This is a genomic window from Thermomonospora cellulosilytica (assembly GCF_014138835.1).
GTDB classification, from domain to species: Bacteria; Actinomycetota; Actinomycetes; order Streptosporangiales; family Streptosporangiaceae; genus Thermomonospora; species Thermomonospora amylolytica.
Genome location: NZ_JACJII010000001.1, coordinates 4,214,967 through 4,236,789, shown reverse-complemented (window position 1 = coordinate 4,236,789; position 21,823 = coordinate 4,214,967). Strand labels below are relative to the sequence as shown.

The window sequence follows — 21,823 nt, the reverse complement described above, 5'->3', positions numbered from 1 at the left end:
GGCCGGTGCCGGCCGCGCGTCACCAGCCGCGGTTGGCCAGCCGCTCCCGGTCGGCGAGGGTGTCGACGTTGATGCCCACCATGGCCTCGCCGAGCCCGCGGGAGACCTTGGCGATCACGTCGGGGTCGTCGTAGAAGGTGGTGGCCTTGACGATGGCCTCGGCGCGGCGGGCCGGGTCGCCGGACTTGAAGATGCCCGAGCCGACGAACACGCCCTCGGCGCCGAGCTGCATCATCATGGCCGCGTCGGCCGGGGTGGCGATGCCGCCCGCGGTGAACAGCACCACCGGCAGCTTCCCGGTCTGCGCGACCTCCCTGACCAGCTCGTAGGGGGCCTGCAGCTCCTTGGCGGCCACGTACAGCTCGTCCTCCGGCAGCGCGGTCAGCCGCTTGATCTCGGCGCGGATCTGCCGCATGTGGGTGACGGCGTTGGACACGTCGCCGGTGCCGGCCTCGCCCTTGGAGCGGATCATCGCCGCGCCCTCGGTGATCCGGCGCAGCGCCTCGCCGAGGTTGGTGGCGCCGCACACGAACGGCACGGTGAACGCCCACTTGTCGATGTGGTTGCTGTAGTCGGCCGGGGTGAGCACCTCGGACTCGTCGATGTAGTCGACGCCGAGCGACTGCAGCACCTGGGCCTCGACGAAGTGCCCGATCCGGGCCTTGGCCATCACCGGGATGGACACCGCGTTGATGATGCCCTCGATCATGTCGGGATCGCTCATCCGGGAGACGCCGCCCTCGGCGCGGATGTCGGCGGGCACCCGCTCCAGGGCCATGACCGCGACCGCGCCGGCGTCCTCGGCGATCTTGGCCTGCTCGGGCGTGACCACGTCCATGATCACACCGCCCTTGAGCATCTCCGCCATGCCGCGCTTGACCCTGGCGGTCCCGGTCTCGGGGGCGGGCTGGCCGGGCTGGGCGGTCTGGTCGGCGGGGACGGAACTGGCAGTGGACACCGGGTTACCTCACGAAACGGACGACTGTGGCACGTCCATGGTATGGCCTGCCCGACATGCGCCACGACCCGCCGGAGTGTCGCTTGTGTCTCCCCCGGCGTTACACGGTGTCGGCCGTCAGGGGATCTTGGGGGCGCCGTCGTTGACGAGCACGATCCAGACCTGCCCGGTGGCGAACGTCATCGGCCGCCCGTCCGCCGTGGTGTAGGTCGTCCCGCGGTCGGCGCTGGGCCGGGACCAGCGCACGTCGTAGGACTTCCCGTCGCGCAGCACGACCGCGCGGCCGCTGCCGACGGTGTGGACGACCGGGGTGTAGGCGCCGTTGACGTCCTTGTAGCGGGAGCGGGTGGTCTTGGCGTACTGGACGACGACCGTCTGGGGGCCGACCACGCCGCCCTCGGCGGCGGTGTTGGTTCGGCCGTCGTGGGTGGTCAGCCAGCGCTTCTCCTTGGCCGACCAGGTGAAGCCCATGCTCGCCGAGGGCCACCGGGCGGTGAAGGACCTGGTGGGCCTGCCGCCCTCGGGCGCGGGGCCGAACCGGAAGCCGATGTCGCGGGGCCGGTCGGCCCTGGGCGCCCGCTTCAGCAGGTCCCGCGGATCGGCGTACAGGTTGTAGGGGATCTGCCGGGCGCCGGAGCGGTAGTAGGCCGAGCCGCCGGTCTCCTGGGAGACCTCGTAGATCGGGGCGCGCCGGATCTCCTTCTTGAACTTGGAGTTCACCCCCGAGAAGGCGAAGGCGGGGCGGCCGTACTGGCGCAGGATCTCCAGGTCGGAGACGCGGGCGCTGCGGACCGGCCCGAGCGTCCGCGGCAGCGTGGAGGAGTAGATCGCCATCAGCCGGGTCTCGCCGCCCTCGACCTGCTCGACGTAGACGATGTCGGCGGCGCGGACGCCCGACTGCGGCAGCGCCGACCGGGTGTTCTCGATCTTGACGGCCAGGACCGGATTGTCCAGTCCCTTGGCGCCGCCGTTGAACGGGTGGTACGCCGGGGCCGCCGCGGTCGTGGCCTGCGGCGCCGGGACGGTGGGCGGCGGGGCGGCCGCGTTCGGCGGCGATCCGTCGTCCGAGCAGGCGGTCAGGCCCGCCCCCAGCGCGCCGATGCCCAGCACGGCGACCGCCCGGCGTGTCGCGAAACGCACATCCAACCCTTTCCCCGGCCTTTGCGTCGAACGTGGCCGAGGGTAACCGACCGGGCGAAATGCTCGGGGCCCGGACGATCCTCGCTTCGCTGCGATCGTCCCGGGAGCGACGGGTCAGAAGTCGGGCGGAACGTCGTCGATCTCGAAGAAGTCGGGCACCGGGGCCTTGCCGGCCAGCGGGATCACCCGCACCAGCAGCTTGCGCCGCGCGATCCGGGTGGCGGACACCGCGTCGTTGTAGAACCGGCGGGCGAAGGTCACCTTGCGGCAGGCCGCCTCCAGCTCGTCCAGCAGCGCCGTCCCGTCGCCCCGCGAGTCCAGCGTGGCGCGGAAGTCCGGCTGGCCGACCACGGCGCGCAGGGCGCGCGACAGGTCGCTCTCGGCGAACTCGCGGCCGTCGGCGTCGGCGGTGCGGGCCTCGTGCGCGGCGGTGGCCAGCACCAGGCTGGTCGCCGGGTCCAGCAGCCGGGAGGCGGCCAGCTCCAGGGCGACGGCGGCGCGCCGCACCAGCGCGGCGTCCAGCGCGGCCCGCGCGGTCTCCACCCGGACGTGCAGCCGGTCCAGCCGGGTCGCCCGCCACGACACGTACAGCCCGGCCAGGAACAGCACGGCCAGCCAGAACAGCAGGTCCAGCAGCCAGCTCGGCGGCATCAGGCGGTGACTCCGGCCTCGACGACCCGCGCGCCGTCCATCGCGACGGTCTCGTAGACGCGCACCACGTCCCGCGCGACGGTGGACCAGTCGTAGGCGCGCACCGCCGCCCGCGCCTCCGCCGACAGCTGCTTGCGGCGGGCCGGGTCGTCCAGCAGCTCGTCGGCGGCCTCGGCCAGCGCCTCGTGGTCGCCGACCGGGAACAGCGCCCCGGCCCGGCCGTCCTGCAGCACCTTGCGGAACGCGTCGATGTCGCTGGCCAGGATGGGCGCGCCCGCCGACATCGCCTCGGCCAGCACGATCCCGAACGACTCGCCGCCCAGGTTGGGGGCCACGAACACGTCCACCGAGTGGTAGGCGCGGATCTTGTCCTCGTCGCTGACCAGCCCCAGCAGCACCACCCGGTCGCGCAGCTCCGGGGAGACCCGGGCCAGCACGTCGTCGGCGTCGCCCGGCCCGGCCACCAGCAGCCGCAGTCCCGGCCGCCGCCGGCCGAGGATCTCGAACGCCTTCAGCAGCACCTGCAGGCCCTTGCGGGGCTCGTCCATCCGGCCGAGGAACCCCAGCGTGCCGCCGCCGGGCCGGGGCTCGGCGCCGTCGCCGCGGCCGGGCCAGCCGGGCAGCGGGTCGGCCATCGCGTACCGCTCGGTGGCGACCCCGTTGGGGATCAGCACCGCGTCGCCGCCCAGATGCTCGACCAGGGTCTTGCGGGCCGCCTCCGACACCGCGATCCGGCCGGTGATCTTCTCCAGGGCGCTCTGCAGGATCGGCGCGGTCACCGACACCACCCGGGACCGCTCGTAGGAGGCGTGGAACGTCCCGACGATCGGCCCGTCGGCCGCCCAGCAGGCCAGGATGCCCAGCGAGGGGGCGGCGGGCTCGTGGACGTGCAGCACGTCGAAGTCGCCGTCGCGGATCCAGCGCCGCACCCGGCTCGCGGACAGGAACCCGAACGCCAGCCGCGCCACCGACCCGTTGTAGGGCACCGGCACCGCGCGTCCCGCGCCGACCACGTAGTGCGGCAGGGGGGCGTCGTCGTCGGCGGGGGTCAGCACCGACACCTGGTGCCCGGCCGCGATCAGCGCCTCGGCCAGGTCGCGGATGTGCTGCTGGACGCCGCCGGGGACGTCCCAGGTGTACGGGCAGACGATCCCGATCTTCACGACAGGTCCTCCACCCAGACTCTCTGCAGCATGTGCCAGTCCTCGGGATGCTCGGCGATGCCCCGCTGGAAGGCCAGCGCGAGCTCCTGGGTCATCGCGCGGATCTTGTCCTTGCGGCCGCCGGCGTCCGGGACGGCGATCTGGTCGTGCACGCGGGCCGCCCACCTGCGGCCCTCGTACCACAGGGTCACGGGGTACAGCGCGGCGCCGGTCTGCACCGCCAGCGCGGCGGGGCCGGCGGGCATCCGGGCGGGCCGGCCGAAGAACTCCACCTCCAGGCCGCCGGCGGTGAGGTCCCGGTCGGCGACCAGGGCGACCAGCCGGCCGGCGCGCAGCCGCCGCGCCAGCGTGCCGAACACCATCGCGCCGCTGCCGTCGCCCAGCGGCAGCACCTCGAAGCCCAGGCTCTCCCGGAACGCCACGAACCGGTCGAACAGCGACTCGGGGCGGAGCCGTTCGGCGACGGTGGTGAACTTGTAGCCGTGCAGCGCCACCCACGCGCCGGCCTGCTCGTAGTTGCCCATGTGCGGCAGGGCGATCACCGCGCCGCGGCCGGAGTCCAGGGTGGCGAAGAGCTTGTCGTGGCCGCTGACGACCATGTCGGCCAGGATGCGCTCGGGGCCGATCTCCGGCAGCCGGAAGACCTCCAGCCAGTACCGCATGTAGGAGCGCATCGCCCGCCTGGACAGCCGGCGGACCTCCTCGTCGACGGCGTCCTTGCCCAGCACCCGGCACAGGTTCTTCTCCAGTTGCCGCACTCCCCTGCCGCGCTGCTGCCAGGTGCGGTCGGCCAGGGCGGTGAACAGCGTCCGCGCGGCCCGTTCGGGCATCTTGCGCACCACCGTCCAGCCCAGCGCGTAGGCGGCGTCGGCGGCCTGCTCCCGGATCCGGCCGGTGTCGGGAAGGGTCATGGGCGCGGCTCCGGGACGCGCGGCCGCGGGGCGTCGTCGGCCAGCGCCTGCCGGCGCACCGCCAGGAACCGCTGGCCCACGGTGAACGTGCTCAGCGCGGCCAGCAGCCACAGCGCCCCGGCCAGCACGTACGGGACGCCGAGCCCGTCGAGCCCGGCCGCCACCAGCACGATGATCAGGCGTTCGGAGCGTTCGGCGATCCCCACGTCGCAGGTGTAGCCCAGGCCCTCGGCGCGGGCCTTGGCGTACGACACGACCACCCCGGCGACCAGGCAGTACAGCGCGACGTAGGCGAGCGGGCGGCGGTCGGCGTCCAGCAGCCCGGCCATCAGCCCGGCGAAGATGGCCGCGTCGGCGACCCGGTCGGAGGTGGAGTCCAGGAACGCGCCCCACTTGGAGATCTTCCCGGTGACCCGGGCGACCGCGCCGTCCAGCATGTCGAACAGCACGAACGCGGTGATCACCACGGTCCCCCAGAAGAACTCGCCGAGGGGGTACAGGCCCAGCGCGCTGGCCACCACGCCCACGGTGCCGATCACGGTGATCATGTTGGGCGACACTCCGGTACGCGCCACGGCCTGTCCGATCGGGGTCAGGACACGTCCCAGCGCGGGCCGCAGTTTGTTGAGCATCGCCATCCGTTCTCGTGCCGGGGTACGGGTGCTCCGGGCGGGAATGCCACGGGGCGCCCATCGTAGTGGTTGATCTCGCGGCGGGCGGACCTCGGGCGGCGCCGCACCGCCGTGCCGGACAGGTCTCGCCTGGCCGTACCTTGCCGCATCTTGTCGTACATCTGGGTTGTTTCCGGTGACGACCCCTTGTGTTCAGCCTCAGGTCGGGAAATTGTGGTGCAACGGGTGTGACGCCGGTCACCCCACGGCGCCGCACTCGGCACGTGAGCGGCCCGATCCGCCGTACGGGCGCGGACCGGGCCCGAGACCGCGCGGGCCCCCGGCGGGCCCGCCCGTCGAGGGAGGCAGCCATGGCGGAGAAGACTCACCCGGGAGCCGCGGGCAGGGCGCCGGAGGCCGTCCGGCCCGACAGGATCCGCAACGTCGTGCTGGTCGGCCATTCCGGAGCGGGCAAGACGACGCTCGTCGAGGCGCTGCTCGCTGCGACCGGTACGATCCAGCGGCCCGGTCGCGTCGAGGACGGCTCGACGGTCAGCGACTACGACGAGGTCGAGGTGCGCCAGCACCGTTCGGTCAACCTGTCGGTGGCGCCGCTGGAGTACGGCGGCGTCAAGGTCAACCTGCTGGACACCCCCGGCTACGCGGACTTCGTCGGGGACCTGCGGGCCGGGCTGCGGGCCGCGGACGCCGCGCTGTTCGTGGTGTCGGCGGTGGACGGCGTGGACGGGCTGACCCGGATGCTGTGGGAGGAGTGCGCCCAGGTCGGCATGCCCCGGGCGGTGGTGATCACCAAGATCGACCAGCAGCGGGGCGACTTCGACGAGGTGCTGGCCGCCTGCCAGGAGGCGTTCGGGGAGGGCGTGCTGCCGTGCTGGTTCCCGGTCGGGGACAAGCTGTTCGGCCTGCTCACGCAGACCTGCTTCGACTACGCCTCCGGCAGGCGGGTGGAGTGCGAGCCCGACCCGCAGTACCTGGACCGGATCGCCGAGCAGCGCGGCGCGCTGATCGAGGGGATCATCCAGGAGAGCGAGGACGAGGGCCTGATGGACCGGTACCTGGCCGGCGAGGAGATCGACGTCAAGTCGCTGATCGCCGACCTGGAGAAGGCGGTGGCGCGGGGCGGGTTCTACCCGGTGCTGTGCACCGCGGTGCCGCACGGCGACCGGCCCGGCCCGGTGATCGGCATGCTGGAGCTGCTGGAGGTGATCACCCAGGCGTTCCCGTCCCCGCTGGAGCACGGGCTGCCCCCGGTCACCACGGTCGACGGCCGGCCGGTCGAGGGCCTGCGGTGCGACCCGGACGGGCCGCTGCTGGCCGAGGTGGTCAAGACCGTCTCCGACCCGTACGTGGGGCGGATCTCGCTGGTCCGGGTGTTCTCCGGGACGCTGCGGCCGGACACCGTGGTGCACGTGTCCGGGCACGGGCTGGCCGACCGCGGCCACGAGGACCACGACGTGGACGAACGGATCGGCGCGCTGTCCTCGCCGCTGGGCAAGCACCAGCGCACCGTCGACGCCTGCGTCGCCGGGGACGTCTGCGCGGTCGCCAAGCTGACCCGGGCCGAGACCGGCGACACCATCTCCGACAAGGACCGGCCGCTGCTGATGACGCCCTGGCAGATGCCCGACCCGCTGCTGCCGGTCGCCATCGAGGCCAGGTCCAAGGCCGACGAGGACAAGCTCAGCCAGGCGCTGGCCCGGCTGGTGGCCGAGGACCCGACGCTGCGGCTGGAGAACAACTCCGAGACCCGCCAGCTGGTGCTGTGGTGCATGGGCGAGGCGCACGCCGACGTGCTGCTGGACCGGCTCAAGACGCGGTACGGGGTCGAGGTGCAGACCGTCGAGCTGCGGGTGCCGCTGCGGGAGACCTTCGGCGGACGCGCCCAGGGCCTGGGCCGGCACGTCAAGCAGAGCGGCGGGCACGGCCAGTACGCGATCTGCCATGTGGAGGTGGAGCCGCTGGGGTCCGGCGAGGGCTTCGAGTTCTCCGACAAGATCGTCGGCGGGGTGGTGCCGCGCCAGTTCATCCCGTCGGTGGAGAAGGGCGTCAAGACGCAGATGGCGCGGGGCGTCGCGGCCGGTTACCCGGTGGTGGACATCCGGGTGAAGCTGTACGACGGCAAGGCCCACTCGGTGGACTCCTCCGACATGGCGTTCCAGACGGCCGGGGCGCTGGCCCTCAAGGACGCCGCCAGCAAGGTGCCGATGCTGCTGCTGGAGCCGGTGGACGAGATCGGGGTGCTGGTGCCCGACGAGTACGTGGGCGCGGTGATGTCGGACCTGTCGTCGCGGCGCGGCCGGGTGCTGGGCAGCGAGTCGGTGCCCGGCGGCCGGACGATGATCAGGGCGGAGGTGCCGCAGCTGGAGATCACCCGGTACGCCATCGACCTGCGCTCGATGACGCAGGGCACCGGCACGTTCAACCGCAGGTTCCTGCGGTACGAGCCGGTGCCGTCGCATCTGGCCGACAAGATGGCGGCCGCCAGGCAGCAGGCCTGAGGATCCGCGGCCGGCGCCGGGCCGCGGGCGTCAGTCCTGCGGCCAGGCGCCGGCCAGCAGCCGGCGGGTGTCGCGCAGCAGCTGGGGCAGCACCTTGGTGCGGCCGATCACCGGCATGAAGTTGGTGTCGCCGCCCCACCTGGGCACCACGTGCTGGTGCAGGTGGGCGGCGATGCCGGCGCCGGCGACCGCGCCCAGGTTGAGGCCGACGTTGAAGCCCTGCGCCCCGCTGGCCTTGCGCAGCGCGGTCAGCGCCCGCTTGGTGTAGACGGCCAGCTCGGCGGTCTCGGCGTCGTCCAGCTCGGTGTAGTCGGCGATGTGCCGGTAGGGGACGACCATGAGGTGCCCGGAGTTGTACGGGTAGAGGTTGAGCACCACGAACACCAGGTCGCCCCGGGCGACGACCAGTCCCTCGTCGTCGTCCATCTTCGGGATCTTGCAGAAGGGACAGCCGTCCCCCGGCCCGGAGCCGCTGGGCTTGCCCTCGCCCTTGATGTAGGCCATCCGGTGGGGCGTCCACAGCCGCTGGAACGAGTCGGGCACACCCGCCCCGCCGCGTTCCTCCTCCAGGTCCCACGGCGGCTGGTCCCCGCCTCCGGCCGCATCGAGACGCACCTGCGGCAGGTCGGGCTCCTTCGGCTCTACGCTCAAGACGGCGCTCTCCTTTACTCGCCTGTCAAAGCAGCATAGAGAGCGCCACCCGCCCGGTCGAAGCCGGGCCGCGCCGTGCGGCGAATGTCAGCACGATGAACAACGGCGTTTCATCCCTGTCACGGCGGCCGTTTCCGACACGATGGACATCCACGACGGAGCCGGCGGGAAAGCGACGATCGAGAGCGGTGAGGGCGGGCCGATGACCGACCTGGACGACAGCCGTTCCGCCGATGGCGGGGCGCGCAACGAGGAGGCGGGACGTCCGGGGACCGGGCCGATGCCGTTCTTCCCGGCCCCGCCCGGGCGGCACGCCACACCGCCGTCGGGGATGCCGCTGTCGGGCGGGCCCCAGCCGCTGAGCGCCCCCACGATGGCCCCGCCGATGGCGCCGCCGCCCCCTCCTCCCCCGCCGCCGGGCCGGGCCGCCGCCGGACCGGCCGAGACGGGTCCGGGCGGGGCGCAGCCGGGGACCGCCGCGGTGGTCAAGGGACGGATCACGATCGAGGACGAGGTGGTCGAGAAGGTCGCCGCGCTGGCCGCCCTGGAGGTGCCCGGCGTCGCCGCGCTCAGCGAACGCGCCGAGCCCGTCCGGGTTCAGGTCCAGGACAACGAGGTCGCGGTGGACCTGGCCGTCGTGGTCGAGTACGGCTGCGTGGTCATGGACGTGGCCCGGCAGGTCAAGACCAACGTGGCGCGGGTGGCCAGCCGGATGCTGGGGATGCGGGTCACCGCCGTGAACGTGGTCGTCGACGACGTGTTCCTGCCGGAGGACTCCGGCGTCCGGGCCGCGCGAGGTTAGGCCCGGGGTTAGGCCGCGGAGCCGGGCCGCGGGATCAGGCCAGGGGCAGGTCGCAGGTCTGCGGGACGGTGGCCCCCATCGAGCGGACCTGGATGCGCTCCACCTGGTCGGCCAGCACCTGGCGGAACGTGAAGGTGTACGGCTTGCCGCCCCTGAGCTGGGCGGTCTGCTCGCGGCTGGTCAGGCCCCGCAGATGGACCTCGACCTGGACGAACGAGGCGCCCTGCATCTGCACGGTGACCTGCAGGTCGGTCATGGCGTACCGCACGGCGCCCATGCCGCGGGGGCAGTACCGGGGGGTCTGGCCGCCGGCCTGGGCGAGCGGGTCGCCGGAGCCGCCGGCCTCCGGCCGGTCGAGCGGGCCGGTGCCGGTCGCGCCGGTGCCGCCCTGCCCGCCGGCCGTCCGGGCCGGATCGTCGGTGGCCACGGCCGGTCCGGTGCCCTGCGGGGCGGCCGGGTGCGCCCCGCCGGAGGTCCGCCCGCCCGCCGTTCCGGCGTCGCCGGTCCGGTCGAACAGCGGCAGGGCCAGCACCACCAGCGCGGCCAGCACCAGCAGCAGGGAGCCGCCGTACCCGAGGTACCGCAGCAGGCCGGCGCGCCGCATCGCAGTCTTCATCGGCTCTGCCCCTGGTCGTGGTCGTCGGACGGTCGAGAGTAGCAACCCGCCGTACGGACCGCCCCGCGACCGGCGTCGCGGCCCGGGGCGGTCCGTCGGGTCCGGGGGTCGCCCCCAGATGAGCGGGTCAGATCTGCACGCGCTGCTCGACGGCCTTGACGATCTCCTCGATCGCCTCGCCGATCGGCACCCCGTTGTTCTGCTCGCCGTTGCGGTAGCGGAACGACACCGCGTCCTTGGACACGTCGTCGTCCCCGGCCAGCAGCATGTACGGGATCTTGGCCTTCTGGGCGTTGCGGATCTTCTTCTGCATCCGGTCGGCGGAGGCGTCCACCTCGGCCCGGATCCCCCGGGCGCGCAGCGCGGCCACCACCTTCTCCAGGTGCGGCACGTGCGCCTCGCCGATCGGGATGCCGACCACCTGCACCGGCGCCAGCCACGGCGGCAGCGCACCGGCGTAGTGCTCCAGCAGCACCCCGAAGAACCGCTCGATCGACCCGAACAGCGCCCGGTGGATCATCACCGGCTGCCGCCGGCTGCCGTCGGCGGCCTGGTACTCCAGCTCGAACCGCTTGGGCTGGTTGAAGTCGACCTGGATGGTCGACAGCTGCCAGGTGCGGCCGATCGCGTCCCTGGCCTGGACGGAGATCTTGGGCCCGTAGAACGCGGCGCCGCCCGGGTCGTCCACCAGTTCCAGCCCGGAGGAGGCGGCGGCCTCCTGCAGCGCGGCGGTCGCCTCGGCCCAGTCCTCATCGGTGCCGATGAACTTGTCGGAGTCGTCGCGGGTGGACAGCTCCAGGTAGAACTCGCTGAGCCCGTAGTCGCGCAGCAGGTCGAGCACGAAGGTCAGCAGGCTCTTGAGCTCGTCGACCATCTGCTCGCGGGTGCAGTAGATGTGCGCGTCGTCCTGGGTCATCCCGCGCACCCGGGTCAGGCCGTGCACCACGCCGGACTTCTCGAACCGGTACACCGACCCGAACTCGAACAGCCGCAGCGGCAGCTCGCGGTAGGACCGCCCGCGCGCCCGGTAGACCAGGTTGTGCATCGGGCAGTTCATCGGCTTGAGGTAGTAGTCGCCCCCGTCCACCTCCATGGGCGGGAACATGTCGTCCTTGTACCAGCCCAGGTGCCCGGAGACCTCGTACAGGGTGCCCTTGGTGATGTGCGGGGTGTAGACGAACTCGTAGCCCGCCTCCTCGTGCCGCTTGCGCGAGTACTCCTCCATCACCTTGCGGACGACGCCGCCCTTGGGGTGGAAGACGGCCAGGCCGCTGCCGATCTCGTTCGGGAACGAGAACAGGTCCAGCTCGGCGCCGAGCTTGCGGTGGTCGCGCTTCTCGGCCTCCTCGAGCATCTTCAGGTACTCGTCCTGCTTGTCGCGGGACTCCCAGGCGGTGCCGTAGATCCGCTGCAGCTGCGGGTTCTTCTCGCTGCCGCGCCAGTACGCGCCGCCGGAGCGCATCAGCTTGAACGCCGGGATGTGGCGGGTGGTCGGCAGGTGCGGCCCCCGGCACAGGTCCTTCCAGCACAGCTCGCCGGTCTTGGCGTCCAGGTTGTCGTAGATGGTCAGCTGCCCGGCGCCGACCTCCACGTTCGACCCGTCGACCTGCTCGATTCCACCGCCCGAACCTGCCTCCGCGCCGCCCTTGAGGCCGATCAGCTCCAGCTTGTACGGCTCGTCGGCCAGCTCGGCGCGGGCCTCCTCGTCGGAGACCGCCCGGCGGGAGAACCGCTGCCCCTGCTTGACGATCTCGCGCATGCGCTTCTCGATGCGCTTGAGGTCCTCGGGGGTGAACGGCTCGGGCACGTCGAAGTCGTAGTAGAAGCCGTTCTCCACCGGCGGGCCGATGCCCAGCTTGGCCTCGGGGAACAGCTCCTGCACGGCCTGCGCCATGACGTGCGCGGTGGAGTGCCGCAGGATGGCGCGGCCGTCCGCGGAGCCGATCTCGACGGGCTCGACCACGTCGCCGTCCTGCACCTGGTAGGCCAGGTCGCGCAGCTCGCCGCCGACCCGGGCGGCGATGACGGTCCTGCCGTCCGCGCCCAGCGCCTCGCCCGCGGTGGTGCCCGCCGCCACCACCTGCTCGCGTCCGTCGAGGGTGATGCGCAGCTCAGACACGGTGGACACGGGTTCTCCTCGGTCGGATGGGTCAGGGTTGTCGGCGCCCGATGGTATCGAGCCGCCGACCTCACCGGGTGCAGCCGGCTTCATGATCGGTTTCCTTTCCGCTGTCGGGAGCGGGCTCCGGGAAACGCCAAGGCCCCGGGATCGCTCCCGGGGCCTGGTCGAACGCTCGTGGTCAGCGCGTGAGCGGGTACCGCCGGGAGGTGCCCGGCGTGGTCGTCGCCTCGAACGCGCGTGCCATGGCAGCCATGATAGCCGCCGGACCCCGCTAGGCGCGCCGGGCCTGCGGAGCGCCGTACAGCTCGTCCATGTCCTCCAGCTCGCGGCCCTTGGTCTCGCGGACGGCCATGCGGACGAAGACGAACGCCACGGCCGCCGACAGCGTGTAGAAGCCGTAGGCGAACCCCAGGCCGAGGTCGGCCATGGCCGGGAAGGTCATGGTGATCAGCCAGTTGGCGACCCACTGCGCGGCGGCGGCCACGGCCAGCGCGGCGGCCCGGATGAAGTTGTTGAACATCTCCCCCAGCAGCACCCACACCACCGGGCCCCAGGTGGCGCCGAAGGAGAACACGTACAGGTTGGCGGCGACCAGCGCGACCGGCCCGGCGACCGGCCCCAGATCCGGCTCGCCGTTCACGACGGGCGCGGTGGCGAACGCGACGGCCATGACCGCCAGCGTGACCGTCATCCCGGCGGCCCCGGCCAGCAGCAGCCGGCGGCGGCCGATCCGGTCGATCAGCGCGATGGCGACCAGGGTGGTGACGATGTTGGTGATCGAGGTGATCACCGAGGTGAGCATGGCGTCGTCCTCGCTGAAGCCGACCGCCTGCCACAGCGAGGAGGAGTAGTAGAAGATCACGTTGATGCCGACGAACTGCTGGAAGACCGACAGCAGGATGCCCACCCACACGATCGGCAGCAGCCCCAGCCGGGGTCCGCGCAGGTCGTGCAGCTGGACCGGGCGGTCCTCGCGCAGCGTGCGGGCGATGTCGCGGATCTTGGCGTCCAGGTCGACGCCGGGCGACATCACCCGCCGCAGCACCTGCCGGGCCCGCGCCTCGTGGTGCCGTTTGACCAGGAACCGCGGCGACTCGGGGATGCTCAGCGCGATCGCCCCGTAGATCACCGCGGGCAGCGCCGCGCTGGCGAACATCCACCGCCAGGCCGTGCCGCCGAGCGGGAACTCCCCGGCCGCGCCGCCCTCGGAGACCCGGGCGATCACGTAGTCGGCCAGCAGCGCGGCGAAGATGCCGGTGACGATGGCCAGCTGCTGCAGCGAGCCGAGCCGGCCGCGCAGGTGCGCGGGCGCGATCTCGGCGATGTAGGCGGGCGCGATCACCGAGGCCGCGCCGATCGCCAGCCCCGCCATCAGCCGCCAGAACGTCAGGTCGTACGGGGTGACGGCCAGCGCCGAGCCGATCGAGCTGACCACGAACAGCAGCGCGGCCACCAGCATCGTGCGGACGCGGCCGATCCGGTCGGCCAGCGGCCCGGCCAGCCACGCGCCGGCCGCGCAGCCCAGCAGCGCCGAGGCCACCACCAGCCCGGTGACGAACGCGCCGAGGCCGAACTGCTCGCGCAGCGCGTCCACGGTCCCGTTGATCACCGAGGTGTCGTAGCCGAACAGGAACCCGCCCACCGCCGCCGCTGCGGCGATCATGGTCGCCACGGCGGTGTTGTGCTCGTGGTGTCCGGGGGGCGTCGTGCTGTCTTCGGCGGTCATGGCCGGGGCTTGCCCGATCCCGGAGGCATTATTCGAGGTCACGCGGGGTGGCTCGGAGGGGTGATACCGGGGAGTGGGCCGTGATCTCCCTCTGCGGGGGCAGGCCGGCGGGCCGGGACCGGTCCTAGGCTCGTGGCCGATGAGCGAGCAGCCCGCCGGCCACCGCCAGGACAAGGCCGGCTTCACCGACGCGATGTTCCGCCGGGCGGTGGTGGACGCGGCCGTGCGCGCGCCCAAGGAGCCGCCGCGCCGGCTGATGCCCGGCCGCCGCTGGGTGCGCCTGCTCGAGCATCTCCTGCTGCTGGCCATGACGGTGGGCTTCACCGGCGGGTCGATCGCCATCCCGGTGAACCTGTTCGACCCGACGCCGCACCCGACGGTGGCGCTGCTGCTGGCGGTGCCGCAGGCGGTGCCGCTGCTGCTGGCGTCGCGGTGGCCGCTGGCGGCCTGGCGGATCAGCGCGCTGGGCATGCTGGCCGGGGCGCTGGTGCTGCGCGGGGCGTACTTCTGGCCGTGGCCGGTGACGTCCTGGCTGGCGTTCGTGGTGATCTGCTTCTTCACCGCGCTCGGGTACGAGCGGTCGGTCGCGGTGGGGGTCGGCGTGCTGACCATCGGCGGCCTGATCGTCCCGGCGGTGGTGGTGTCGGGGATGCCGGACTGGTTCGGGCTGATCCTGGCCGGGATCGTGCTGCTGGCGCTGAGCTTCGGGGACGCGGTCGGCGGGCGGTACACCGCCGAGCTGAGCCTGGCCGAGCAGGAGGCGCTGCGCCGCCGGGACCTGGCCCGGCAGGCCCGGCTGGAGGAGCGCGCCCGGATCGCCCGGGAACTGCACGACGTGGTGGCCCACCACATGTCGGTGATCGCGATGCAGGCCGAGGCCGCGCCGTACAAGATCCCGGACCTGCCGGACGCGGCCAAGGACACCTTCGCGCTGGTGCGGGACGCGGCCCGGGACGCGCTGACCGAGACCCGCCGGGTGGTGGGGCTGCTGCGGGCCGAGGACGAGGGCCCCGAACGGCGCCCCCAGCCCGGCCTGGAACGGCTGGAGGACCTGGTCGCCGGGGCGCGGCAGGCGGGGCTGACGGTCGACGTGGTGATCGTGGGGGTGCCGCGTCCGGTGGCGGCGGGGGTGGACCTGTCGGCGTACCGGATCGTCCAGGAGTCGCTCAGCAACGCCGCCCGCTACGCCCCGGGCTCCCACGTGCGGGTCGAGGTCAGGTACGGACCGGCCGCGCTGGCGGTGACGGTGACCGACGACGGGCCGCGCACCGCCCCGGCCGAGCCGGGCGGCGGGCACGGGCTGGTCGGGATGCGGGAGCGGGCGACGATGCTGGGCGGCGCCCTGTCGGCGGGCCCCGCCGAGCCCGCCGGCTGGACGGTGACCGCCGAACTGCCCTACGGCGGCGCCTGACCCGTCCGTGCCGGGCCTAGGGTGGTGATCGTGACCATTCGCGTGCTGATCGCCGACGATCAGGAGATGATCCGCGACGGGCTGGCCGCCCTGCTGTCCTCCGCCCCCGACATCGAGGTGGTCGGGCAGGCGGGCAACGGGCTGGAGGCCGTGGCGCTGGCCGGCGAGCTGGCCCCGGACGTGGTGGTGATGGACATCCGGATGCCGGAGATGGACGGGCTGGCCGCCACCGCGAAGATCGTCGGGACGCCGCTCGACGCCGGCGGCGGGCCGCCCACCGGGCCGCGGGTGCTGGTGCTGACCACGTTCGACCTGGACGAGTACGTCTACGAGGCGCTCGGCGCGGGGGCCAGCGGGTTCCTGCTCAAGGACGCCTCGGCGGCCGACCTGATCAACGGGGTGCGGGTGGTGGCGGCCGGGGACGCGCTGCTGGCCCCGTCGATCACCCGGCGGCTGATCGGGGACTTCGCCCGGCGCCGCCGGCACCAGCGGCCCAGCCCGGCGGCGACCGCCACGCTGACCCCGCGCGAGCTGGACGTGCTGCGGCTGATCGCGCGCGGCCTGTCGAACGCGGAGATCGCCGCGGAGCTGGTGCTGGCCGAGCAGACCGTCAAGACCCACGTCGGGCACGTGCTGACGAAGCTGGGCCTGCGGGACCGCACCCAGGCCGTGGTGTACGCCTACGAGAACGGCCTGGCGGGCTGACCGGGGACCTCGGGGGCGGGCTGGGCCTGGATCGCGGTGATCGCCACCGCGTTCACGATGTCCTGCACCGTGGCGCGCGGCGGCAGCGCGTTCACCGGCCGCCGCAGGCCCTGCAGCACCGGGCCGATCACGCTGGCCCCGGCGGCGCGCCGGCGCTGCACCAGGGCGTCGCCGATGTCCAGGTCGGGAACGGCGTAGACGGTGGCCTCGGCGGCGACGTCGTCGTGCGCGACCGGCCCCTCCACCACCAGGTCCGGGGCGTGCGCGCGGACGATCTCGACGGCCCGCGCCCGTTCCCCGCCGTCGCCGGCCCCGCCGGGCCGGGCCAGGATCGCGATCCGGGGGTCGATGCCGAACCGGCGGGCGGTGCCGGCGGCCGACAGCGCGATCGCGGCCAGCCGCTGGGCGTCCGGTGAGGGCACCACCAGGCAGTCCCCGTACACCAGCACCCGGTCGGGCAGGCAGACCAGGTGGACGCTGGAGACGATCCCGGCGTCCGGGGCGGTCTTGACGATCTCCAGGGCGGGCCGGACGGTGTGCGCGGTGGTGTGCACCGCGCCGGACACCATGCCGTCGGCGAGCCCGAGGTGCACCATCAGCGCCCCGAAGTACTGCACGTCGGTGACCAGGTCGCGGGCCAGCCGGTAGGTGACGCCGCGGTGCTTGCGCAGCCGGGCGTACTCGACCGCGAACCGTTCCCGCAGCTCCCGGTCGAACGGGCTGACCACCCGGGCGGCCGACACGTCCAGGCCCAGCTCGGCGGCCTCGGTGCGGATCGCCTCCTCGTCGCCGAGCAGGGTCAGGTCGGCCACGCCGCGGCGCAGCAGGATGTCGGCGGCGTGCAGCACCCGCGGCTCGTCGCCCTCGGGCAGCACGATCCGCCGCCGGTCGGCGCGGGCACGTTCCAGCAGCTCGTACTCGAACATCAGCGGGGTGACCGCGGCACGGCGGCGCACCCCGAGCCGGGCGGCCAGCGCGGGCCCGTCGACGTGGTCGGCGAACAGGCCCAGCGCGGTCTCGATCTTGCCGTGCGCGTCGGGGGTGAAGCGGCGGCCGGTGGCGGCCGACAGCCTGGTGGCGGTCTCGAAGGTGTCGCCCTCGGTGATGATCACCGGCAGCCGCACCGACATGCCGTCCAGCAGCCGGGCGACGGCCTCCGGCAGCTCCATCCCGCCGGTCATGATGATCCCCGACAGCGCCGGGAAGGTGGGGGCGGCGTGCGCGGTCAGCAGGCCGGGCAGCAGCCCGGCGGCCCGGTCGGAGGGGATCAGCACGGCCACGCCGTCGGTGAGCCGGTTGAGGATGTTGGGCAGCGTCATCGCGCCCACCATCAGCCCGGACGCCTCCCGGCCGAGCTGGTGGTCCTCCCCCAGCATCAGGTAGCCGTCGCAGGCGTCCATCAGCGCGCTGATGGTCGGCTTGTCCAGCCGGGCCGCCTCCGGCAGCGCGTACACCGGCAGGTCGTCGGACCGGGCGCAGGCCGCGCGGACCTCCTCCAGCCGCTTGGGCGGAACGCGGGTGACGACGACGGCCAGCGGGTCGGCGCCCTCGCCGCGGGTCTCCTTGACGGTCAGGTCCACCGCCGCGGCGGTCTGCTGCGGGGTGCGTTCCAGCCCGTTGACCACGCAGATCACCGGAACGTCCAGCAGCGCGCTGACGGCGGCGTCGAATCCGGCGGGGGCGGGCGCGCCGACGTCGCTGTGGTCGGTGCCGACCACCACGACCGCCTCGCACCGCGCGGCCAGCCTGCGGTAGCGGTCCTCGATCTCGCGGACCGCGGCCTCGCGGTCGGCGTGCAGGTCGTCGTAGGTGACCCCGACGCAGTCGGCGTAGGCGCACGACAGCTTGAACCGGCCGCGCAGCGTCTCCACCAGGTCGTCGCGGGCGCCCCGGCGGACCACCGGGCGGAACACCCCGACCGACCCGACCTGCCGGGACAGCAGCTCGGTCAGGCCCAGGGCGATCGTCGCCTTGAGACTGGCGGCGTCACCGGCCGCGACGTAGACCCCACACGTCATAGGGTGATCGTCCCAGAATCGGAGGGAAGCCCGTATCCCCGGTTTCGGTCAACGGGGCCCGCGCACCCGGCGGCAAAAGCGCCGGGTGCGCGCAGACGCAGCCAGATTACGTGCTCTGTGACGTGCTCAGCGGGACGGGTCGAGGACGAGTTTGCCCACGGTACGGCGGGCGCGCAGCTCCTCGTGCGCCGTGCGGGCCTCGCTCAGCCCGTACTCGCCGCCCTTGACCACCCGCAGCCGTCCCTCGGCGGCCAGGGCGAACAGCTCGTCCAGGGCGGTGCGCATGACGTCGCCGGGCAGCCGGAACACGTGCGCCAGCCACATCCCGGCGATCGTGGTGGAGTGCGCCATCAGGCTGGCGGGCTGGACCGGCGTCGGGGGCCTGCGGGAGGCCATCCCGTAGAACGCCAGCCGCCCGAACGGGGCCAGCGCGTGCAGGCTCTGGTCGGTGACGGCGCCGCCGGTCATCTCCAGCACCACGTCGACCCGGCGGCCCTCGTTGGCCTCGATGAGGGCGGCCTTCATGTCCTCCACGCCGGCGTCCACCGCCACGTCGGCGCCCAGCTCCAGGGCCAGGTCGCGCTTCTCCTTGGAGGAGGCGGTGGCGATGACGCGGCCCGCGCCCCAGGCCTTGGCGAGCTGGACGGCGAGGCTGCCGACTCCACCGGCGGCGGCGTGCACCACGACGGACTCGCCCGGGGCCATGTGGGTGCTGCGGCGCAGCAGCACCCAGGCGGAGGCGCCCTGCACCACCATGGCCAGCGCGGTGACGTCGTCGATCTCCTCGGGCACGTCCCAGGTCATGGCCTTGGGGGCGGTCGCGTACTCGGCGTACCCGCCGGACCCGACCAGCGCCACCACGCGGCGGCCGTCGGGGGTGCGTCCGACGACCTCGCCGCCGGGCACCATCGGCAGGGTGGAGCGGCTCAGGTAGCTGTTCTCGGCCTGGTGGGTGTCGGCGTAGTTGACGCCCGCCCGGGAGACCTCGATCAGCACCTCGTCGGGGCCGGGTTCGGGACGGGGCAGCTCGGCGGGCCGCAGCACCTCGGGGCCGCCGAACTCGGTTATCTGGATCGCGCGCATCGCGACGTTGCTCCTTTCGATCAGCGGGGGCCGGGCGCGCCGCGGAAGCGGAACGGCTCGGACGGACGGCCCTTGACCACGAACCATGCCTCGCCCGCGCCGTCCGAACCCAGGATCGCCATGAACGCCTCCACCACGTCGGCGACCTCCAGGATGGGGAAGCCGGCCTTCTCCAGGTCCTCCCGGGTGCCGGCGATGATGTCGGTGTCGGCGAACGAGGGGCACAGGGCGTTGACGCGGATGTTCTCCGGCAGGTGGTTGGGGCCCAGCGCGCGCACCAGCCCGACCACGGCGGCCTTGTTGGCGCCGTAGATCGGGTCGAACGGGGTGGCGACCAGACCGGCCATGCTGGCGGTGGCGATGATGTCCCCGCCGCCGCGGGCGCGCAGCGCCGGCAGGGCGGCGTCCACGCCGTAGACCACGCCGTCGAGGTTGATCGCCATGGCGCGCCGGTAGGCCGCGATGTCGAAGTCGCCGCCGATCCCGGTCCGCTGGGCGACCCCGGCGTTCAGGAACGCGATGTCCAGCCCGCCGAACCGCTCCACCGCGGCGGCGACGGCGGCCTTGCTGTCCTCCGGCTCGCGCACGTCGCAGCGCACGAACGCGCCGTCCAGCTCCTTGGCCAGCGCGGTGCCGCGCTCGGTGTCGATGTCGGCCAGCAGGACGTGCGCGCCCTCCCCGGCCAGTCGGCGGGCGACGGCCGCCCCGATGCCGTTGGCGCCCCCGGTGATCCAGGCGACCTTCCCGGCGTGGCTCCGCCCCGGCCGGCTCGTCGCGTCCATGTGCACCTCCAGTGCCCCGATGCTCGTAAGTGACTGACGCGTCAGTTACTGTAACGCCATGGACTTCGGTTTGAGCCCCCGGGCCCAGGAATACCTGGGTCGCCTGCAGGAATTCATGGACGAGCACGTCTACCCGGCCGAGCCGGTGTACGAGGCCCAGCGGGCCGAGCTGATCGCCGCCGGGCGGGAGGGCACCGTCCCGCCGGTGGTGGAGGAGCTGAAGGTCGAGGCCCGCAAGCGCGGCCTGTGGAACCTCTTCCTGCCCGACGCCGACGACCCCGCGCACGGCCTGACCGTCACCGACTACGCCTCGCTGGCCGAGCTCACCGGCCGCTCCCCGCACCTGGCGCCGGAGGCCACCAACTGCGCCGCGCCGGACACCGGCAACATGGAGGTGCTGCACATGTTCGGCACCCCCGAGCAGAAGGAACGCTGGCTCAAGCCGCTGATGGACGGCGAGATCCGCTCGGCGTTCGCGATGACCGAGCCGGCCGTGGCCTCCTCCGACGCCCGCAACATCGGCACCCGGATCGAGCGGGACGGCGACCACTACGTCATCAACGGCCGCAAATGGTGGATCACCGGGACCGCCGACCCGCGCTGCAAGATAATGATCGTCATGGGCAAGACCGACCCCGACGGCGATCCGTACCGCCAGCAGTCCATGGTGCTGGTGCCGATGGACACCCCCGGGGTCGAGGTGGTCCGGCCGCTGCCCGTGTTCGGCTACTGGGACCAGCACGGGCACTGCGAGATCACGTTCACCGACGTGCGCGTCCCGGTGGAGAACCTGGTCGGCGAGGAGGGCGGCGGCTTCGCCATCGCCCAGGCCCGCCTCGGCCCCGGCCGCATCCACCACTGCATGCGCGCCCTCGGCGGCGCGGAGCGGGCGCTGGAGCTGATGTGCGAGCGCGCCGTCTCCCGGGTGGCGTTCGGCAAGCCGCTGGCCCAGCAGGGCGTGGTGCAGCAGCAGATCGCCGAGTCCCGGATGGCGATCGAGCAGGCCCGGCTGCTCACCCTCAAGACCGCCTGGATGATCGACAAGTACGGGGTCAGGGCCGCCCGCAGCGAGATCGCCGCGATCAAGGTGGTCGTGCCGCGGGTCGCGCTGGAGGTCGTGGACCGCGCCATCCAGGTGCACGGGGCGGCCGGCGTCAGCGGCGACACCCCGCTCGCCCGGATGTACGCCTCGCTGCGCACCCTGCGCATCGCCGACGGTCCCGACGAGGTGCACGTGCGCTCGGTGGCCCGCGCCGAGCTGGGTAAGTATCTCGGCAAATGACGAACACCACGGGGGACGCCGGGATCCGGCAGCGGATGACCCACGCCCGTCGCCGCGAGCAACTGCTCGCGGCGGCGCTCGGCGAGTTCGGGCGGCGCGGTTTCCACCTCACCCAGATGGAGCACGTCGCCTCGGCGGCGGGAGTGTCCAAGGCGCTGCTGTACCAGCACTTCACCTCCAAGGAGCAGTTGTTCGCGGAGGTGGCGGGCGCCATCGTCACCGAGCTGACCGAACGGATGCGGCAGGCGGTCACCGCGGTCGCGCCCAAGGGGTCCCCCGTGGAGGGCATCCGCGCCATGGTGCGGACGCTGTTCGACTACGCCACCGCCGAGCCGGCCGGATGGGCGCTGGTGGTGCGGCACCTGGACAAGCCGGAGGTCGGCGACGACCTGCGCGAGCTGCGCGACCGGCTCGGCGAGGCGTTCGCCGACCTGCTGCTGCGCCGCCGCCGCGCCAACCCGGCGCTGACCCCCGCCCAGCTCGCCGCCAACGAGCGCCGCGCCCGGCTGCTGGTCCCGCTGATGTACGGCTCGATGCTGTCGATGGTGTCGTGGTGGCTGGAGCACCCCGACACCCCGCGCCGCAAGGCCGAGGAGATGGCCGTCGAGTTCATCTGGCTCGGCCTGGACCGCCTGCGCTCGGGCGAACGGGTCCGTTTCGAGGACTGATCAT

Annotated in this window: 19 protein-coding genes; 6 read left to right on the top strand and 13 right to left on the bottom strand. The window is 73.2% G+C overall.

The features are described from left to right. Positions 1-19: 19 nt before the first annotated feature. The 6 genes from pdxS to pgsA form a co-directional block, all read right to left on the bottom strand. A complete protein-coding gene (gene pdxS, locus HNR21_RS19900) occupies positions 20-958 on the bottom strand; it encodes a pyridoxal 5'-phosphate synthase lyase subunit PdxS (RefSeq protein ID WP_182706371.1) in 939 nt (312 codons plus the stop codon). Between the two features lie 117 nt (positions 959-1,075). Beyond that, on the bottom strand, positions 1,076-2,098 hold the full coding sequence (locus HNR21_RS19895; protein ID WP_312881119.1) for a DUF3048 domain-containing protein: 1,023 nt from the start codon (positions 2,096-2,098) through the stop codon (positions 1,076-1,078). 114 nt (positions 2,099-2,212) lie between these two features. Continuing rightward, entirely contained in the window at positions 2,213-2,749 is a 537-nt protein-coding gene (locus tag HNR21_RS19890) for a LemA family protein (RefSeq protein ID WP_119730801.1), read from the bottom strand. Continuing rightward, positions 2,749-3,912 carry a glycosyltransferase family 4 protein gene (locus HNR21_RS19885; RefSeq protein ID WP_119730802.1) on the bottom strand — a complete coding sequence of 388 codons (1,164 nt, stop codon included), beginning with the start codon at positions 3,910-3,912 and terminating at the stop codon, positions 2,749-2,751. Before HNR21_RS19885 ends, HNR21_RS19890 begins: the two co-directional genes overlap by 1 nt. Further along, on the bottom strand, positions 3,909-4,823 hold the full coding sequence (locus tag HNR21_RS19880; RefSeq protein ID WP_182706370.1) for a phosphatidylinositol mannoside acyltransferase: 915 nt from the start codon (positions 4,821-4,823) through the stop codon (positions 3,909-3,911). Before HNR21_RS19880 ends, HNR21_RS19885 begins: the two co-directional genes overlap by 4 nt. Next, positions 4,820-5,455, bottom strand: coding sequence for a phosphatidylinositol phosphate synthase (gene pgsA, locus HNR21_RS19875; protein ID WP_182706369.1), 636 nt, complete (start codon positions 5,453-5,455; stop codon positions 4,820-4,822). Before pgsA ends, HNR21_RS19880 begins: the two co-directional genes overlap by 4 nt. A 350-nt stretch (positions 5,456-5,805) precedes the next feature. Here pgsA and HNR21_RS19870 point away from each other — a divergent pair, with 350 nt between their 5' ends. Continuing rightward, positions 5,806-7,953 (top strand): elongation factor G-like protein EF-G2, encoded by a 2,148-nt coding sequence (locus tag HNR21_RS19870; protein ID WP_182706368.1) that lies wholly within the window; start codon positions 5,806-5,808, stop codon positions 7,951-7,953. Positions 7,954-7,983: 30 nt separating this feature from the next. On the opposite strand, the gene HNR21_RS19865 is transcribed toward HNR21_RS19870, so the two are convergent. Next, positions 7,984-8,568 (bottom strand): HIT family protein, encoded by a 585-nt coding sequence (locus HNR21_RS19865; protein WP_376766629.1) that lies wholly within the window; start codon positions 8,566-8,568, stop codon positions 7,984-7,986. A 238-nt stretch (positions 8,569-8,806) separates the two neighbouring features. Between HNR21_RS19865 and HNR21_RS19860 the strand changes: the two genes are divergently transcribed. After that, entirely contained in the window at positions 8,807-9,406 is a 600-nt protein-coding gene (locus HNR21_RS19860) for an Asp23/Gls24 family envelope stress response protein (RefSeq protein ID WP_220500220.1), read from the top strand. 34 nt (positions 9,407-9,440) lie between these two features. On the opposite strand, the gene HNR21_RS19855 is transcribed toward HNR21_RS19860, so the two are convergent. The 3 genes from HNR21_RS19855 to HNR21_RS19845 form a co-directional block, all read right to left on the bottom strand. Beyond that, positions 9,441-10,022: a hypothetical protein gene (locus tag HNR21_RS19855; protein ID WP_182706367.1), complete on the bottom strand. Its 582-nt coding sequence runs from the start codon at positions 10,020-10,022 to the stop codon at positions 9,441-9,443. Between the two features lie 127 nt (positions 10,023-10,149). Continuing rightward, on the bottom strand, positions 10,150-12,150 hold the full coding sequence (gene thrS, locus HNR21_RS19850; protein ID WP_182706366.1) for a threonine--tRNA ligase: 2,001 nt from the start codon (positions 12,148-12,150) through the stop codon (positions 10,150-10,152). Positions 12,151-12,415: 265 nt separating this feature from the next. Beyond that, the gene (locus HNR21_RS19845) at positions 12,416-13,912 is read right to left on the bottom strand and encodes a sugar porter family MFS transporter (RefSeq protein WP_312881118.1); all 1,497 of its coding nucleotides are present in this window, start codon (positions 13,910-13,912) and stop codon (positions 12,416-12,418) included. Positions 13,913-14,009: 97 nt separating this feature from the next. On the opposite strand from HNR21_RS19845, the gene HNR21_RS19840 reads away from it, so the two are divergent. Both HNR21_RS19840 and HNR21_RS19835 read left to right on the top strand, forming a co-directional pair. Continuing rightward, positions 14,010-15,281, top strand: coding sequence for a sensor histidine kinase (locus HNR21_RS19840; protein WP_233358747.1), 1,272 nt, complete (start codon positions 14,010-14,012; stop codon positions 15,279-15,281). 30 nt (positions 15,282-15,311) lie between these two features. Next, on the top strand, positions 15,312-15,986 hold the full coding sequence (locus HNR21_RS19835; RefSeq protein ID WP_119732127.1) for a response regulator: 675 nt from the start codon (positions 15,312-15,314) through the stop codon (positions 15,984-15,986). Here the strand turns inward: HNR21_RS19835 and pta are convergent. The 3 genes from pta to HNR21_RS19820 form a co-directional block, all read right to left on the bottom strand. Beyond that, the gene (pta, locus tag HNR21_RS19830; RefSeq protein WP_119730808.1) at positions 15,962-18,004 is read right to left on the bottom strand and encodes a phosphate acetyltransferase; all 2,043 of its coding nucleotides are present in this window, start codon (positions 18,002-18,004) and stop codon (positions 15,962-15,964) included. The genes HNR21_RS19835 and pta overlap by 25 nt on opposite strands. Before the next feature lie 126 nt (positions 18,005-18,130). Continuing rightward, positions 18,131-19,087 carry a quinone oxidoreductase family protein gene (locus HNR21_RS19825; RefSeq protein ID WP_182706364.1) on the bottom strand — a complete coding sequence of 319 codons (957 nt, stop codon included), beginning with the start codon at positions 19,085-19,087 and terminating at the stop codon, positions 18,131-18,133. Positions 19,088-19,107: 20 nt separating this feature from the next. Then, positions 19,108-19,869 (bottom strand): SDR family oxidoreductase, encoded by a 762-nt coding sequence (locus HNR21_RS19820; protein ID WP_182706363.1) that lies wholly within the window; start codon positions 19,867-19,869, stop codon positions 19,108-19,110. A gap of 58 nt (positions 19,870-19,927) precedes the next feature. On the opposite strand from HNR21_RS19820, the gene HNR21_RS19815 reads away from it, so the two are divergent. Together HNR21_RS19815 and HNR21_RS19810 are read left to right on the top strand one after the other, a co-directional pair. Then, the gene (locus tag HNR21_RS19815; protein ID WP_182706362.1) at positions 19,928-21,151 is read left to right on the top strand and encodes an acyl-CoA dehydrogenase family protein; all 1,224 of its coding nucleotides are present in this window, start codon (positions 19,928-19,930) and stop codon (positions 21,149-21,151) included. Then, the gene (locus HNR21_RS19810) at positions 21,148-21,819 is read left to right on the top strand and encodes a TetR/AcrR family transcriptional regulator (protein ID WP_182706361.1); all 672 of its coding nucleotides are present in this window, start codon (positions 21,148-21,150) and stop codon (positions 21,817-21,819) included. Before HNR21_RS19815 ends, HNR21_RS19810 begins: the two co-directional genes overlap by 4 nt. Positions 21,820-21,823 lie beyond the last annotated feature (4 nt).

Excerpts from the sequence above, each read along its gene's own strand:
- HNR21_RS19820 (WP_182706363.1), bottom strand. The coding sequence starts at position 19,869 with ATGGACGCGACGAGCCGGCCGGGGCGGAGCCACGCCGGGAAGGTCGCC.
- HNR21_RS19890 (WP_119730801.1), bottom strand. The coding sequence starts at position 2,749 with ATGCCGCCGAGCTGGCTGCTGGACCTGCTGTTCTGGCTGGCCGTGCTG.
- HNR21_RS19825 (WP_182706364.1), bottom strand. The coding sequence starts at position 19,087 with ATGCGCGCGATCCAGATAACCGAGTTCGGCGGCCCCGAGGTGCTGCGG.
- HNR21_RS19810 (WP_182706361.1), top strand. The coding sequence starts at position 21,148 with ATGACGAACACCACGGGGGACGCCGGGATCCGGCAGCGGATGACCCAC.
- HNR21_RS19860 (WP_220500220.1), top strand. The coding sequence starts at position 8,807 with ATGACCGACCTGGACGACAGCCGTTCCGCCGATGGCGGGGCGCGCAAC.
- HNR21_RS19840 (WP_233358747.1), top strand. The coding sequence starts at position 14,010 with ATGAGCGAGCAGCCCGCCGGCCACCGCCAGGACAAGGCCGGCTTCACC.
- pta (WP_119730808.1), bottom strand. The coding sequence starts at position 18,004 with ATGACGTGTGGGGTCTACGTCGCGGCCGGTGACGCCGCCAGTCTCAAG.
- HNR21_RS19815 (WP_182706362.1), top strand. The coding sequence starts at position 19,928 with ATGGACTTCGGTTTGAGCCCCCGGGCCCAGGAATACCTGGGTCGCCTG.
- HNR21_RS19870 (WP_182706368.1), top strand. The coding sequence starts at position 5,806 with ATGGCGGAGAAGACTCACCCGGGAGCCGCGGGCAGGGCGCCGGAGGCC.
- HNR21_RS19855 (WP_182706367.1), bottom strand. The coding sequence starts at position 10,022 with ATGAAGACTGCGATGCGGCGCGCCGGCCTGCTGCGGTACCTCGGGTAC.
- pgsA (WP_182706369.1), bottom strand. The coding sequence starts at position 5,455 with ATGCTCAACAAACTGCGGCCCGCGCTGGGACGTGTCCTGACCCCGATC.
- HNR21_RS19880 (WP_182706370.1), bottom strand. The coding sequence starts at position 4,823 with ATGACCCTTCCCGACACCGGCCGGATCCGGGAGCAGGCCGCCGACGCC.